This is a genomic window from Paenibacillus oryzisoli, from assembly GCF_050467285.1.
In the GTDB taxonomy this organism is placed as follows: Bacteria; Bacillota; Bacilli; order Paenibacillales; family NBRC-103111; genus Paenibacillus_E; species Paenibacillus_E oryzisoli_A.
The window spans coordinates 341,602-356,525 of the sequence record NZ_JBCMUN010000001.1; the positions used below are offsets into that span (position 1 = coordinate 341,602).

Annotated in this window: 13 protein-coding genes; 4 read left to right on the forward strand and 9 right to left on the reverse strand. The window is 54.0% G+C overall.

Annotated elements, in window-relative coordinates; genetic code table 11:
- Window positions 1-5 precede the first annotated feature (5 nt).
- Complete coding sequence (locus ABE504_RS01265) at window positions 6-1,208, reverse strand: sensor histidine kinase (protein WP_430083374.1); 1,203 nt, start codon at window positions 1,206-1,208, stop codon at window positions 6-8.
- A gap of 127 nt (window positions 1,209-1,335) precedes the next feature.
- On the opposite strand from ABE504_RS01265, the gene ABE504_RS01270 reads away from it, so the two are divergent.
- Both ABE504_RS01270 and ABE504_RS01275 read left to right on the forward strand, forming a co-directional pair.
- Entirely contained in the window at window positions 1,336-2,271 is a 936-nt protein-coding gene (locus ABE504_RS01270) for an ABC transporter ATP-binding protein (RefSeq protein WP_430083377.1), read from the forward strand.
- Window positions 2,255-3,202: an ABC transporter permease gene (locus tag ABE504_RS01275; RefSeq protein WP_430083380.1), complete on the forward strand. Its 948-nt coding sequence runs from the start codon at window positions 2,255-2,257 to the stop codon at window positions 3,200-3,202. The genes ABE504_RS01270 and ABE504_RS01275 overlap by 17 nt, the downstream gene beginning before the upstream one ends.
- Before the next feature lie 885 nt (window positions 3,203-4,087).
- On the opposite strand, the gene ABE504_RS01280 is transcribed toward ABE504_RS01275, so the two are convergent.
- The 3 genes from ABE504_RS01280 to ABE504_RS01290 all read right to left on the reverse strand — a co-directional run bounded on the left by ABE504_RS01280 (window position 4,088) and on the right by ABE504_RS01290 (window position 6,489).
- Complete coding sequence (locus ABE504_RS01280; RefSeq protein ID WP_430083383.1) at window positions 4,088-4,822, reverse strand: HAD family hydrolase; 735 nt, start codon at window positions 4,820-4,822, stop codon at window positions 4,088-4,090.
- A 148-nt stretch (window positions 4,823-4,970) separates the two neighbouring features.
- Window positions 4,971-5,438 carry a bactofilin family protein gene (locus ABE504_RS01285; RefSeq protein ID WP_430083386.1) on the reverse strand — a complete coding sequence of 156 codons (468 nt, stop codon included), beginning with the start codon at window positions 5,436-5,438 and terminating at the stop codon, window positions 4,971-4,973.
- A gap of 1 nt (window position 5,439) precedes the next feature.
- Complete coding sequence (locus ABE504_RS01290; RefSeq protein ID WP_430083389.1) at window positions 5,440-6,489, reverse strand: peptidoglycan DD-metalloendopeptidase family protein; 1,050 nt, start codon at window positions 6,487-6,489, stop codon at window positions 5,440-5,442.
- A 196-nt stretch (window positions 6,490-6,685) separates the two neighbouring features.
- Between ABE504_RS01290 and ABE504_RS01295 the strand changes: the two genes are divergently transcribed.
- On the forward strand, window positions 6,686-7,777 hold the full coding sequence (locus tag ABE504_RS01295; protein ID WP_430083391.1) for a ParM/StbA family protein: 1,092 nt from the start codon (window positions 6,686-6,688) through the stop codon (window positions 7,775-7,777).
- A 94-nt stretch (window positions 7,778-7,871) separates the two neighbouring features.
- On the opposite strand, the gene ABE504_RS01300 is transcribed toward ABE504_RS01295, so the two are convergent.
- Genes ABE504_RS01300 through ABE504_RS01315 form a run of 4 tightly spaced genes read right to left on the reverse strand, consistent with a single transcriptional unit; the run spans window position 7,872 to window position 12,323 of the window.
- Entirely contained in the window at window positions 7,872-9,257 is a 1,386-nt protein-coding gene (locus ABE504_RS01300; RefSeq protein WP_430083394.1) for a GerAB/ArcD/ProY family transporter, read from the reverse strand.
- Between the two features lie 5 nt (window positions 9,258-9,262).
- Window positions 9,263-9,499, reverse strand: coding sequence for a hypothetical protein (locus ABE504_RS01305; RefSeq protein ID WP_430083397.1), 237 nt, complete (start codon window positions 9,497-9,499; stop codon window positions 9,263-9,265).
- Window positions 9,500-9,502: 3 nt separating this feature from the next.
- The gene (locus tag ABE504_RS01310; RefSeq protein ID WP_430083399.1) at window positions 9,503-10,681 is read right to left on the reverse strand and encodes a Ger(x)C family spore germination protein; all 1,179 of its coding nucleotides are present in this window, start codon (window positions 10,679-10,681) and stop codon (window positions 9,503-9,505) included.
- The gene (locus ABE504_RS01315) at window positions 10,668-12,323 is read right to left on the reverse strand and encodes a spore germination protein (protein WP_430084719.1); all 1,656 of its coding nucleotides are present in this window, start codon (window positions 12,321-12,323) and stop codon (window positions 10,668-10,670) included. The genes ABE504_RS01310 and ABE504_RS01315 overlap by 14 nt, the downstream gene beginning before the upstream one ends.
- Before the next feature lie 238 nt (window positions 12,324-12,561).
- On the opposite strand from ABE504_RS01315, the gene cls reads away from it, so the two are divergent.
- Window positions 12,562-13,959: a cardiolipin synthase gene (gene cls / locus ABE504_RS01320; protein WP_430083402.1), complete on the forward strand. Its 1,398-nt coding sequence runs from the start codon at window positions 12,562-12,564 to the stop codon at window positions 13,957-13,959.
- A 6-nt stretch (window positions 13,960-13,965) separates the two neighbouring features.
- Here cls and ligD read toward each other — a convergent pair whose 3' ends face one another.
- Window positions 13,966-14,850 carry a non-homologous end-joining DNA ligase gene (gene ligD / locus ABE504_RS01325; RefSeq protein ID WP_430083405.1) on the reverse strand — a complete coding sequence of 295 codons (885 nt, stop codon included), beginning with the start codon at window positions 14,848-14,850 and terminating at the stop codon, window positions 13,966-13,968.
- Between the last annotated feature and the right edge of the window lie 74 nt (window positions 14,851-14,924).

The window sequence follows — 14,924 nt, forward strand, 5'->3', positions numbered from 1 at the left end:
AGTTCTTACAAAGCAGATAATCTTCTGGCCGGAATGGTGCACGTGATCGTCGTGCCCTCACCTGCCTGTGAATCGACCTGCAAAATGCCGTTGAGCGCAGCAATACGCTCCTGCATAGCGGCGATGCCGAAGCCGGCTTTGATCTGATCGGAGCCTGCGCCGTTATCGGCAACTTGCAGACGGATATGGTCGTCTGCGAACGCGAGCTCGACCGCTACCTGCTCGGCGCCGCCGTGCCGCTTAGCGTTCGTTAACGACTCCTGCAAGCAGCGGATGAGAGAAAGCTTCGTCATTTTCGGTAAATCGAACTCATCGCCCCGTGTATCAAAACGAATCTGCGTGCCAGTATGCAGCGCAAACTCATTGGCGAGCCGCATCAACTGCTGGGACAAGAGCGAGTCGCCTTCCCGGGGAGCCATCTGATGGATGCTGCGGCGCACCTCTTCCAGACCGGCACGGGTGACGCCGCGAAGCACGTCGAGCTTCTGCCGCGCCATTTCCGGCGAGGCTTCGATGAGGTAGGACACCGCGTCCATACCCATGATGACTGACGTAAACGTGTGCCCGACTGTGTCATGCAGCTCGCGCGCCATCCGGCTCCGCTCCTCGACCAGCGTCATCTGCTCGATTTGGTTGGCGTACTGCTCGAGTGCGTTGTTTTGCTCATGGATGAGGCGGTATTGCCGCTGGTTCTCGGCGAGCAGCTTTTCCGTATGCTCGTTCGAGGTGACGACACGCTGCAGGCTGAGCCCGATGGCAAAGAATAGGCTGGCGTTCAGAATAAAGCTGAACAGCTGCCCGATCCCCATTCCGCTATGCAGCAGGATAAAGTAAACAATCGGCATCCCCACCATAAAAACGGGGGCGGTCCACCAGGCATTTTTTCGATCGGTGAGGAATCCGATGACCATTAATGGGCAATTAATGATAAGTAAGAGATCCTGTTCCATCCAGGATAAAAAGATTTGCAGCGGCACCCCCGCTAGCAGTACGGCGATCGGATACCAGGCAGCATGGATATACTGCGGCCGCCAAAACAAAAAGGGAGCGCCATAAGCCAGCAGAATTGCACCAATCGTGAGCAGGGTCACTTGCAGGGAATGCTCGCGGAGATGTAGAAGCGTATAGAGCAGGCCAAGCAGGTTGGCGCCTGTCAGCACGATGAACAGGGACCATTCCACGCCGTGCCACGGTCTTCGTTGTACCATTTGTAAACGGTCTCCTTTTGGATCGTTCGTCTTCTCCTTATTTTACCTAATTTTGAACAAAAGCCATAGTGAACACAGTCATATTAATCATATGACCTGCAAATGTGACCGAGAAAGGGGTTTGAGCATGACCGACACGCAGCCGGCTTCAACGGCGATTGTGCAAGTAGACCGCGTATCCAAACGGATCGGGTCCAAAACGATTATCAAACAGCTCAGTTTTGATGTGCCGCAGGGGGAGGTTTTTGGCTTCCTGGGACCGAACGGGGCCGGCAAAACGACGACGATCCGCATGATGGTGGGCCTGATGTCCATTTCGGAAGGCGATATTCGCATCCAGGGGTATTCCATCCGTTCGCAATTCGAGAAAGCGATTCGCCATGTCGGCGCCATCGTCGAAAACCCGGAGATGTACAAGTTCCTGAGCGGGTACCGCAATCTGGTACACTACGCGCGTATGTTTCCGGCGATCGGGAAGGAGCGCATCGACGAAGTCGTTGCGTTGGTCGGGATGGGGAACCGGATTCATGACAAGGTCAAAACATATTCACTCGGCATGCGGCAGCGGCTTGGCATCGCACAAGCTCTCCTCCATAAGCCGTCCGTGCTGATTCTTGATGAGCCGACGAACGGCCTCGATCCTGCGGGGATCCGCGAGCTGCGGGATCATCTGCGCAAGCTGACGCGCGAGGAGGGCATCTCGGTCATCGTCTCGAGCCATTTGCTCGCGGAAATGGAGCTGATGTGCGACAGGGTCGCCATCATTCAGAACGGCCAGCTCGTCGACGTGCGGCAGATCAATGAATTCGGACGCGGGGAGGGCAAGGAGTCCGTGGCGTTCGAGCTGTCTTCGCCGGAGCGGGCGGAGGCGCTTGTACGTGCGGAAGGGCTGGCTTATCAGTCGGCCGACGAGCGGCTTATTCTCGAGCTGACGAAGGACGAGACGGCCGAGTGGAACAAGCGGTTCGTGACTGCGGGCATCGCGGTGTACGGTATCCGGGCGGCGACGAAGTCGCTGGAAGATCAATTTTTGGAAATGACGGGACGTGATCCGATTGCTTAATTTGATTCTCAATGAACAAATGAAAATGTACGGCAGGGTGCGGACGTGGATTTTGGCGATTCTACTCGTGCTCATCGTGGTGACGTCGGCCATTCTGTCGCATTCAAACCATCGGGCCGCTGACGATGATTGGAAGAAACGTGCGGCCGATACGATTCAGCACAATCAGACTGAGTTGGCAAGCAGCGACCTGCCGGAGAAATTCAAGCAGCAGATGCGGGAGGAAAGCGCGCTGCAGCAATATATGCTGGATCATAACTATCCGCCGACCGACAACACGTTGTGGAGTGGGACGCTGAGCGCAGCCGGACTGATTCTACTGGTGACGCTGTTCACCGTCATCATCGCCGGAGATGTGGTCGCCGGAGAATTCACATGGGGGACGATCAAGCTGCTGCTGATCCGGCCCGCCTCACGGTCGAAGATTTTGTTATCGAAGTACTTGTCGACGCTGATTTTTGCGTTGACGCTGCTGGTGCTGCTGTTTCTGAGCGCGTTGGTGGTGAACGGGGTACTGTATGGGTTCGATGCGATTTCGCTTCCCCACCTGACGGTCGATAAGCAGGCGCAAGTACATGAGAAAAACATGCTGCTCTACGTCTTCGCCACCTACGGGCTGAAACTTGTTGAGCTGGTGATGATCGTCACGCTGGCATTTATGATCTCGACGGTGTTCCGCAGCGCTTCGCTCGCGATTGGCTTGAGCATTTTCATCATGTTCGCTGGGCAGAGCTTGACGTACCTGTTTCTACAGTATACTTGGGGAAAATATTTCCTCTTCGCGAACACGGATCTAACGCCGTATCTGGAGGGGCAGCCGCTGGCCGAAGGGATGTCGCTCGGCTTCTCCATCACGATGCTGCTCGTGTACTTTATCGTGTTCAACGCACTTTCCTGGGAAATATTCCGCAGGCGGGATGTCGCGGCATAAAGGTCTGACTGGTTCGTTTGAGCTGAGCATAGAAGGGTCTGGCCCATCTAAAGTACGGCGAAATCCCGCAAAAGTGAGAAAACAGTCCAGCTAAGGGTGCCTAGCCCTAGTTAACTCGCTCGAAATGGCGAAAATCGCCGAGTTAAGAGGGTCTGGCCCATCTAAAGTACGGCGAAATCCCGCCAAAAGTGAGAAACAGTCCAGCTAAGGGTCTAGCCCTAGTTAACTCGCTCGAAACGGCGGAAATCGCCGAGTTAAGAGGGTCTGGCCCATCTAAAGTACGGCGAAATCCCGCCAAAAGTGAGAAAACAGTCCAGCTAAGGGTGCCTAGTCCTAGTTAACTCGCTTAAAACGGCGGAAATCGCCGAGTTAAGAGGGTCTGGCCCATCTAAAGTACGGCGAAATCCCGTCAAAAGTGAGAAAACAGTCCAGCTAAGGGTGCCTAGCCCTAGTTAACTCGCTCGAAATGGCGAAAATCGCCGAGCTTAGAGGGGCTACCTGTCTTAGCTCGGAGCTCTGCTGCTCCAGCGCAAGCATGGGCCAGTGTGCCGCTGATGAAATAAGAGTGCCTAGGCACTCTTATTTTGCTGCCTCCGCACGACGCGGAGAAAATAGAAGTGGTAAACTACTTCTATTTGGCTCCGGACCGCCGGAAAACGGCGGTTCACGCCCGGATAAGAGCGGTTTACCACGCTTATTTCCAATAGAATCGAGCGCGATGCTCTAATAGCAGCGGTTTACTACTCTTATTTGACCGGGGCGAGGGAGCCCGCCGCCCAGCACTCCCCCGCAGCGCGCCCATGCCCAAAAGGCCCCGCCTCCGCTTAACCAGCGGCGGTGGGGCCTTTTGGGCACCAACCCGATTCTCGGAACGGGTTGGCTTCGTTACTTCCGGATATACGTCTGAATCGTATCCGGTACTTCCTGCAGCTCGTTCAGGCGATAGAACGCGCCTTTCGGCTGCACATCGACGGTTCCGGTGTTGTACACCCAATCGCCGGGCACCGGGATGTGGATGGCGTGAATACCCGCATACAGCGCGGGCAGCACGTCCGTCTTGACGGAGTTGCCGATCATCCACGTATGCTCGCGGTCGAAGCGTTGCTCCGCCATGATCGTCTCCATGAACTCGCGGGACTTATGCACGGTGATGAAAATGCGATCATCGAAGTACTGCGTCAAGCCGAGATCCTTCACTTTTTTCATCTGAATCCCCGCATCTCCGCCCGTGTACAGGTAGAGCCGGTGGCCTTCCCCTTGCAGGCGTTGCAGCGTTTCGTTCATCTGCGGAAAAGGCTCCACGGTGTAGGCGTACACGGTATTGCCAAGATCCAACAGAAACGTTTCCTCGCTTGCACTCGTCGGCCGATTAAACCGCTCAGCGAACCATTGGTAGGTCTCGACGAACGACTGCGGGAACCGTTCCGGCTTGAAGCCGTGGATGTGAATGCCGGCGAGGTCAATTTCTTGCTGTTTACGGCGAATGTCCTGCTGGGTTAACCGGTGCCCGGCGTACCAGGTCTTCATCACATCGATGAACTGCTCGATGACAAAATCAAAATATTTATTACAATGGGCCAGCGTATCGTCCAGATCAAAAAGAATCGTTTGCTCTCTCATAGGCGTTCGTCTCCTGCATGGTTTTGAAAATGAAATGAAAACGAAGTTTTCATCAGTATACCACGCATGGTGCGGATTAGCCTAGCCGCCCAGACGCTCTCGCATCATGCCTCTCTCCGTCTTAGGGTGCGCTTGCCCGCACACAACGCTACATCGCGATCGTCGCACCCTTATAGCCGCTATCCGGCGAGTAAGCAGGCTTGTTCAAGCCGCCGTCCTGATCTCCCTCAGGCTTAGGCGCCTGAGCCTCCGCTGGAACCACAGCTTTCGATTCCATCTTGGAGCTGCCTTGGAAGACGCCGCCTTCCTCAATGATGAACGAAGCGGCGCTGAGGTTGCCGTGCAGCGCGCCAGTTGACGTAATCGTCAGTTTGCCTTTCGTCGTAATATTGCCGTGAACGCTCCCGGCCAACACGACATCCCGCGCGGAAATATTCGATTTGACGACGCCGTTCTCGCCGATAATGACATCGCCTGCACAGTCGACATCCCCCGTAATGGTGCCTTCGATCCGCAGGCTCGCTTCCGATTTGATGCGTCCTTCAAAGACGGTGCCTTCCCCAATCAAGGTATCGGTTGTGTTGGGATTCAAGAGGTTTTTACCTTTCTTAAACATGCTAGTTGTCATCCTTTCGCATAGCTTTGAGATATGGTTTGGGGTCGATGCTTTCGCCATTTTTAAGCACCTCGTAATGCAGGTGGGCGCCGGTGCTGCGACCTGTCGAGCCGACGAGGCCGATGGTGTCGCCTTTTTCCAGGGTATCGCCGCGATTCACAAGAATTTTGTTCAAATGCATATACCAGGTACGAAGTCCTTGGGAGTGCTCGATGACAATGTTGTTGCCATGATAGATGTCTTTGCCCGTCGATACGACGGTGCCGGCGGCGGTTGCGAAAACAGGATCGTTTTCATGCGCGCCGAAATCGATGCCGGAATGAAAACTCGGGATTTTCGTAAACGGGTCGGAACGGTAGCCAAAAGGGGACGTGACCACCTTCGTCATCGTCGGCCACAGCGTCGGAGTTATCCGCAGCTGGGCTTGTCTTTCTGCGACCTTCTGCTTCGTGGCGGTCAGATTCACTTGCAGCTCGGCCACTTCGCCGCCAAGGGCGGTCAGCGATGCCGACGTCATCTCGCCGAGCTTCAGGATGGCATCCTGCGACACGGGGTCCGGGCTGCCTCCGACGCCAGTAGAAGCTGCTGCGTCGCCTTCAGCTTTCTTCGCCGTGTCGGCGCTGGCGAACGCTTTGCCGGTCGCGTCGCTGTCAATGCCGGCGATTGTTTTGAGGTCGCTCTCCAGCTTTTTTACCTCTTCCAACTGGGATTTCATTTGTTCCGTTTGCTGAGAGAGCTGAATCACCTCGTTCTGCAGTTGTTCGATGGCAGCGTCCTTGGACGTGACGGTCGCGCTCCATTCCTGGTTGGCGCCGCTCAGCTTCGATTGCAAGGCAACCGTTTGTTTTAACGTGTGCGCGTGCAGCACATAGATAAAGATAGACATAAGCAGCAGCAGGGTTAACCCTGCGCCTGCGAGATAAGCAAAAATATGGGACACCCTGAAGCGGACCACGGATTGGTTCGCATCCGGAATGATCACCAGTGTCATTTTTTTCGGTTTCCACTTGAATTTCATCCAATTAACCTTCGTCACATTGAACTTTCTCAAAGCTTCAGTATCTCCTGTCGTGGTTGATTTTGGTAACGGAAAGTCCTGTACACCATTCGTCATTTTCTGCTAAAAACCCTGCCGATTGCCCGCCAGTCCTAGGAAAATGAGTCGAAAGTAGGAAGGAATCCTGTTGTAAATACGCGAATCTTCTTATATCAAATTGAGAGAACGAGCAGATATGGAGTGGACGCGTATGATAAAGCTTGCAGGGATCGATATTGGAAACGACAGCATTAAATTGGTAGTCGACGGCTCGAAGGACCCGTTCGTCATTCCCAATATCATCGCACCGGGATATGAGCGACACATTTTGCAGGAAGAAGACTCCGCTTGGAAAGCGCTTGACGTTGTGATCTACAGCCCAAGCCTCTCGCAGCGAAATCAACGATACTTCGTCGGACAGCTCGCGCTCGAGCACGAAGATAATCTCGAACTGGAAGATACCGATAACAAAGCGCTGTCGGACCAATCTCTTATCGTCGCCTTGACGGCACTTGCTTACCAAGGTCTCATAGGCCAAACCGCCGCAAGCGGCTACGGACAGACGGACGAGGTCGAATATACGATCGGCACTGGCCTACCAGTGCGCGCTTACGCCAAATATCATCAGCAATTCGAACAACGGTTGCTCGGCGAACATGAGGTAACGTTCCTGTCCACGCCGCAGCTGCGTAACCGCAAAGTCAAAGTCATCGTCCGTAAAGCGGCAATTTCGATTGAAGGCGCAGCCGCAATGTTCCATCTGGCCACGCATGACAGCTTGCAGGTGAAGGACGAGGAAATCTACAGCGGCATCATCGGCGTGTGCGAGATCGGCGCGTTGACGACGGACTTTCCGGTCATCAAGCGCATGGCAATCGACAATCATTTCAGCCATGGCGAGCAGATCGGCATTGCGACCTATCTAGACGCGATCATTCGCGACGTGGAAGATGCTTACGGCTACGTGTTCCCAAGCCGTGCCAAGCTGGCGGTGCGCGTCAAGAATCGCCAGTATATGATTCAATTGCCAGGTGAAGGCCAGGTGGACATCCGCGCGATTGTCGACCAGCATTTCCGCCGTGCTGCTGCGCGCATGGTCGAAATGATCAAGAAACGCTGGCGCAAGTGCCCGGACATTCAATGCTTTTACGTCATCGGCGGCGGCGCTGCGGCGCTCAAGCCGTATATTTTGGATGCGGCCGGACCGATGAAGTTGAGATTTACGAACGATAGTGAGTTTTTAAACGTATACGGGTACTTGAAAGTGGCAAAAAGCCGATTGAATCAAGCAGTTCCCGTCTAAGAAAGAAGCGTCTGCGCGAGCAGGCGCTTTTGTAGTTCTTATAAGCATTCCTCCAGCTTCAGGTATGGCCAGGTTGGTAGTTACAACCTTGACTTTAAGAGCCTCCGCTATCCGCCTGCTTCAGGATCGTAACTTCCATGTATGTTGTTATAGTCGTCAGGAAGAAGCAGAATGCGAAAGTTGCGCCGCAAAGTGCCCCCACTAATGGGGTACCCCCGCTGAACATTAAGCCGACCAGGATGCATCCGCCGCAGAGCAGGATAAGGATATTGCCGCTCCAGCGCCATGCGGAGTAAGGCAGGAGTTGACTCACTTTCCCGAGAAACTGTGCCGATCTCTTGCCATGCGGCTGCGCTTCGGAGGAATTGGATGACTGCGAGTCTGTCCCTTTCCTTTTTTTCACAAGACCCACGATAAGAATGAGCAGGGCAAGAAGCGGCTGATAGGCCAGCACAATAACCGGCGAGCTGAAATTGGAGAAGCGCAGCACTTCCGAAATATTTTTAAATGAAAAAATCGTGGTGACGACCATGAGCAAGCTGATCGGTTTATTCAAATAGGGATAGTTCGGCTCGTTGATGATTGAGGAGATGCCGATGAGCAGAGCCAGGTAGATCGCGATCGTCTTGCAGGCAATCGTCGGAAACCAGATCATGAGCATGACCAGATCCAGACGGTCCAGGAAGTCCGTAATGTGAATCATCTGGACCAGATTGTAGACGGGATACATAAAGTTGCCCGGCATTTTGGGACCCAGCACGGCAATAATCAGAAACAGGAGCAAGGTGAGCAAAAAGAGGCCCAGCAGCGCGCCATGGCGGATGGCCGACCGGACGTGATTCGAGTTATAGAGCATATGAAGAAATGCGCCCAGAATAAACAGATCGCCGGCGCTGCCTAGCGTCAGAAAGCCGCTTGTTACAAGCTGCGGAGCTGGCATCGTGAGCGTCGGTGTCAGCAGTCTGGGAAAGAATTCGTTCGAGAGCATGAGCGGCATCGCAAGGATCGTGACCATGAAGAGCGGATAAAATAAGTCATTGACCCTGGCAATAACTTCAACGCTCGTTTTGCCGAAATACATGAGGAGAAAACACGGCAGAAAAATCAAAATTTCAAACGGCGTCGAGTGCAGCAACAGCGTCGAGCTGAAGTGGGAAATCGACGCGACATCGCGAACGACAATTTGCCAGAAATGAAACACCATGATCAAATTGACCAACGTGCCGCCCCATCGGCCCAATACTTCTTTGGTTATATCAAAGATATGCCTCTCCGGGTAATGCTTGGTGAGATAACCGAAGAAAGCGGCGATCCCGATCACATACAAGGCGGAAAATAAATAACTGTACCAGGCATCCATCTGGCTGATGCGCAGCATCACGTTTTGCAACGTTAAGATCCCTCCGCTTGTAATGATCGACGAGGTCAACCAGGAGAGCTGCCGTTGGTTAATAATTTGTTTGCGATCGATGGGGAACACCGCCTTTATGCTTGAAGACCGAGCGCTTGGACGAGCCAGGGCGACACGGTGTTAATGAAAAAATAAATCGGCATCGGAATGACAATATGCAGGAACGGACTTGTGAAAATGATTAAGAGGAGAAGGATCGTACAGAAATACACGACCTTAACCGCTGTTCTCGCTTTTTTTAACGCTTTGCGGTCAAACAGGATGGACACCGCCAACGTAAGGAGAAAGAAGACTGCAAATATGCTGTTCATGCGTCATTCGTCTCCCTGCACGAGATTTTTATTGATGAGCCCGGCATCGACGATGTCAGCGGTAACGGCAATACGGAACTGTGCTTCTTTAAAAAGGGTGTCCCAGTCTTTCTCGTACTTCGTTTTCCACAATTGAGGATGCTGTCGCCATACGCGAAGTCCGAGATGTGCAGAATCTGTCCCTTCTTTTTGCATCTTGCGAATGGCCGCTTGTGCGGCAAGCTGAATTTGTTCGGCGAACTTGTCCTGCAGTCGCTTAATCACCTTCGTATCGCCCAGGTCCTCCCCCGTTTGATCTTCCCGGACAGTGCCCTTGGCAAAGATGCTCACCGCAAAGTCGATACGATCATCATGTACCACAGGCGTAATGGTCGTTTTTCCTCCAAGGACCGTAACGGAAACATTGGCAGCATCTCCATCTGTGACGGGGAACGTATACATTTGCTCTTTCGGCTGCCCCCGGAGCCAGAGTAATCCTTTAGCTTCTTTGTCCCTGAAAACACCGACCATTCGATCCCCCTTAAACTGAACGTACCCTTTCAGTTGAACTTCGTGGGAGACTTCCTTGGCCGCTTGGGTTTCCGCCATTTCAAAATAGGTAACGATGGGATCGGCGCCAAAACTTAACGAGATTCCGACATCTTTGAGCGAGGTTGGCAGCGAGTTCCTGGATTTGGACATTTCGCGGAGCGTCTCGGCTGGAAACCGCTCAAACTTAGGTGAACTGTTCAGCAGGTCGTAGCCCCTGCCCTTCGTGGCAACGAGAAAGCCGATCATCCGGTTCTCCGGAGAGCGGGGCAGCACGTCGAACAGCACGTGGATGCCGGACTTGGCGAGCTTCTCTCCGATCACAATTGTCCTCCGATGGGATAACAGGATGTGTCGAGACAGCCTCATTTGCAGCTTGTTGTTCGCTTCCCGAAGCGTTTTCCCAACTTCCGAATCGATGTAATAGCTCTTGTTGCCGGATGTACCGCCGCCGCCGCCGCTTGCGCCGCCCATAGAACCGGGGAGCGGGAACATGTAGGCAATCCGGTACCTGCCATCATCCTCCAGATCGAAGGAGGCAGTCAGGACAAAGGCGATATCGTTCGTTTCAACACGGTCCCAGCATCCCGTGAGCAGCGGACAGGCAAGGAGGAGAAGCAGCGTCGTCCGGACATATCGCTTAAGACGAGCCATTGGGAGGTTCCTCCTCGCTGGATTTATGCACATGATCGATATTGCTGCCGTCGAGCCCGCCCTCTTTTTTGATTGTTTGGGGAAGTTCGTTGCCCATGCGCGTGTTGTCCTGTACGGTCATAAACTCAGGCCGTTTTACCATTTCCCACAGAGGTGAGCGTACGAGCACATCCTTCATATCTGCCGCAGATAAAGGTCCGATCGGAGACAAGTAAGGAACGCCGAAAGAGCGTAAGTTGGCCATATGTCCAATCAGGATCATGAGCGAGAAGAAGATCCCATAGAACCCAAAGATGGAAGCCGCGATCAAAATGGGAAAGCGCAGCATCCGAATCGCAATCGCGCCGTTAAAACGGGGGATGGTAAAAGACGCAATCCCCGTGATCGACACGACAATAACCATCGGCGCCGAGACGATACCCGCTTGCACAGCGGCTTGGCCTACGACAAGCGCTCCGAGAATGGACACGGCGGAGCCGACCGCTTTCGGCAGGCGAATCCCGGCTTCCCGCAGGGCTTCGAACGTAATCTCCATAATGAGCGCCTCGACGACGGCCGGAAAGGGTATGGCTTCACGGGCTGCAGCTACGCTGAGCATGAGAGAAGTCGGTAGTAGTTCTTGATGGTACGTCGTAATGGCGACATAAAGGGCTGGCGTTGTAAGTGACAAAAACATAAACACATACCGAAGCAGGCGCAGGAGCGTACCGATCTGGAAACGTTCATAGTAATCTTCATTCGTCTGCATAATCTGAATAAAAACAAAAGGAACGATAAGCACGAACGGGGTGCCGTCCGTCATAATGGCAACTCGCCCTTGCAGAAGGGCGCTCGCCACAACGTCAGGGCGCTCGGTGTATTGCATTTGCGGAAACGGCGAGAACGCGTCGTCTTGGATGAATTCCTCAATCATGCCGGATTCGAAGATCGCATCGACTTTTATCTGCTCCAGCCGCTTGACGACTTCTTCCACCAACGAAGGCATCGCCAGGTCATCCATATAACAGACGACCAGGTTGGTATTGCTCTCCTTGCCGACACTCATCGACTTCATTTTCAGCTTCGGCGTCTTGATCTTGCGCCGGAGCATTGACGTGTTGGTGCGGATGCTCTCAACGAAGCCCTCGCGAGGGCCGCGGACGACCGTCTCTGTTTCCGGCTCCCCGATGGACCGCTTCTCGGCTCCTCGAATGCCCAGCAGGATCGCTTTATCGTTGGCCTCCACAAGCAGGGCGGCGTCGCCGCCCAGGACTGACGCGAGCAGATCGCCGTAGTTGTCGGAGATTTGTGTTTGCGAGACGGGAAGCATCTTGTCCTCAATTTGCGAGATGGCGGTTTCTCCCGTGCCGAGCAGCATGAGCACCTTCATGGTTTCGTTGAGAAGCTGTGTATTGGTCAGCCCGTCGACAAACAGAAGCAGTGCAGGAATGCCGCCTTCCAGCTGAAATTCACGGACAACGACGTCCGAGCATTCGTTGAACAGGTCTTTGATGAAGCTGTGATTCTCATCCAGCAGGAGGGACAGCTTGGTCTGTTTCAGCTGTTCGATGAACTGATACTCGCGCGGATCCTGCTGCGCTTCGGACGCGCCGCCTGCCGCCGAGCCGGATGGCAAAAACCGATCCCGCAAAAGGGCACGCATGAAATAAGTAGATCGCTTGGTCAAGTTCAGGGCACCTCCTGCCGCAGCCGGAATTGGGTTCAGAGCAAAGCATCTATTATTCTGTCGGAAAGTCAGGATTTTATTACGAAAGTTGGAAAAATTTATAGTCTCATGAGAAAGAATCCCTTGGGGAATAGGTTTCGGAATGTTGGCAAAAGCTATCGGAGCATGAAGATACAGGAAGCGGCGAAGGCGGCGCAGATGAGGAGGGAACACATTGGTTTGGCTTGTATCATTGCTGCTTTTGTTCATCCTGCAGGCGGCCGCTATTCTGCTCAGCGAGTACAAGAGACCTGCAAAGAGTGTAGCGTGGCTTTCTATTTTGTATATTTTTCCAATTATTGGATTCGTTATGTATTACTTTATGGCGCGGGAGTATGTCAGGCGGAAGCGGGTGTACCGGGATCATCGCGGGGACCGCGAGCAATCTGTGTGTGAGGAAGGGGCGGAAACCTGGCCGGCCAGGATGGATGAACGACTTTGCGAGTGGCTGCGGCGGGTACCTGGCGCACCGCTGACAGTCCGCAATCGGGTCGAGGTCCTGACGAATGCGGCGGCGACGTATGACGCTTTGCTGGAAGATTTGGAGCTTGCGCATCGGCATATTCATTTTGAATTTTATACGATTCGTGATGACGAGACGGGGCGGCGGTTCCAGGATGTGCTGATCCGCAAGGCGCGGGAAGGGGTTCAAGTACGGGTGATCTACGATGGCATGGGCTCGTACCAGCTGCCCAAGGCTTACGTAGATAAGTTGAAGGCGGTTGGCTGCGAGGTGTATCCGTTCTTGAAACCGCTCATCGCCTTCTTCGAGAAACGGCTGAATTACCGGAATCACCGCAAGATTGTGGTAGTGGACGGCAAGGTTGGTTTTGTCGGCGGTATTAATATTGGTGACGAATATTTGGGGGGAGACCCGAAGCTCGGCTTCTGGCGGGATACGCATTTAAAATTGGAAGGCGAGGCGGTTGCGGACTTGCAGCGCACGTTTCTGACGGACTGGGCCTTTGTCAGCGGACGGAAGCTGCGGGATAAGGATCTGTTTCCTAAGCTGGATGTGGAGGAGGAAGCGCACGTGCAGATCATCTCCAGCGGCCCGGACCGGTACTGGGATACGATTCAGGAGATGTTCTTCACCGGCATGATTGCGGCGCGCAGGCGCATTTATGTGACGACGCCGTATTTCATCCCGGATCCGAGCATTACGATGGCGCTGAAAACCGCAGCGAGCAGCGGCGCGGATGTGCGGGTCATCCTTCCGTACAAGGGCGATTCCCGCATTGTGCAATATGCCTCGCAATCATATATGCAGGAACTGCTGCAGGCGGGCGTCCGGTTCTATCTGTACCGCAAGGGCTTTATCCATGCCAAGGTCATTTTGTTTGACGACTTCATGGCGACGGCGGGGACCGCGAATATGGATATGCGCAGCTTCTTCAGCAACTTCGAGCTGAATGCGGTCCTCTTCAGCGAGGCGGAGATCCGACGGCTGGAGCAGGATTTTACTAAGGACCTGCAGGAGTGCGAAGAAGTGGAGCTTGCGGCCTTCTTGCAAAGGCCGAGGTCCGTCAAAGGCAAAGAAGCCATCGCCCGGCTGCTGTCACCTTTATTCTAGGCAGGCTTACAGTCGGGACAGGATGGCGTCGAGATTTTGCGGGGGAACGCGCTGAATGAGGTCCCCGTAGGTGCGCAGACGATTCATGATCGTCAGCAGATTGAATTCGCGCGGGCTGGGACGCAGTGCGACTTCCTCCCAAAGGAGCGGCGTCGACACGGTCGCATCCTTGGTGGCGCGCGGGGTGTATGGCGCGGACAGCGTTTTGCCGTACCAGTGCTGGAGGTAGTCGATGTAGATCAGGTCGCCGCGATTTTTCTTGAACCGTTCGATGGTGAACAGCTTGGGATGCTGCTGCACCGCATACTCGGCGATGAAATGCCCGATTTTTCGCAGCTCCTCGAACGTGTATTTCGGCTGAATCGGGATGTAGATTTGTACGCCGGTGGCGCCGGACGTCTTGGGCACAGACTGAATGCGCAGAGAGTCCAGGATTTCGCCGATGAGCTGCGCAGCCTCCATAATGCGCGGTTCCTCTTCGCGGGAAGGATCGATGTCGATGAGCCACTCCGCCGGCATCGTCTGTCCGACATAGTGAAACGAAGGGTGAAACTCCAGACAGGTCAGGTTCCCCAACCAAATCAGCGTGGAGAGCGAGTCGAGATTCACATAATTAATGCCGTCGAGCGGAGCCAAGTTGACGAAGTCAGGTGTTGGTTCAGGGGCATTTTTTTGATAGAAGGATTTGTCGTTATAGCCGTGCGGATACCGGATTGTCGTCAAATGCCGGTTGCGGCAGTAACGCAGGAGATGAGGAGCAAGCTCGCCCAGCTTCGTCAGATAATCCGCCTTGGTAATGCCCAGCTCCGGCCACAGCGGCTTGTTCGGATTCGTGATGGTGAGTTCGTTGCCTTCGACCAACAGGGTGCCTTTTTCAGTTTTATACGCCAAATAACCCGCCTCCCAAGCTTCATGTGCAGACGTTCCAACGTCTATCTGAAGTATCGCCCGGAAGGGGGCATCTC

Coding starts and splice junctions, on each gene's coding strand:
- ABE504_RS01295 (WP_430083391.1), top strand. CDS start 6,686: ATGATAAAGCTTGCAGGGATCGATATTGGAAACGACAGCATTAAATTG.
- ABE504_RS01280 (WP_430083383.1), bottom strand. CDS start 4,822: ATGAGAGAGCAAACGATTCTTTTTGATCTGGACGATACGCTGGCCCAT.
- ABE504_RS01265 (WP_430083374.1), bottom strand. CDS start 1,208: ATGGTACAACGAAGACCGTGGCACGGCGTGGAATGGTCCCTGTTCATC.
- ABE504_RS01285 (WP_430083386.1), bottom strand. CDS start 5,438: ATGTTTAAGAAAGGTAAAAACCTCTTGAATCCCAACACAACCGATACC.
- ABE504_RS01270 (WP_430083377.1), top strand. CDS start 1,336: ATGACCGACACGCAGCCGGCTTCAACGGCGATTGTGCAAGTAGACCGC.
- ABE504_RS01315 (WP_430084719.1), bottom strand. CDS start 12,323: ATGCGTGCCCTTTTGCGGGATCGGTTTTTGCCATCCGGCTCGGCGGCA.
- ABE504_RS01310 (WP_430083399.1), bottom strand. CDS start 10,681: ATGGCTCGTCTTAAGCGATATGTCCGGACGACGCTGCTTCTCCTCCTT.
- ABE504_RS01305 (WP_430083397.1), bottom strand. CDS start 9,499: ATGAACAGCATATTTGCAGTCTTCTTTCTCCTTACGTTGGCGGTGTCC.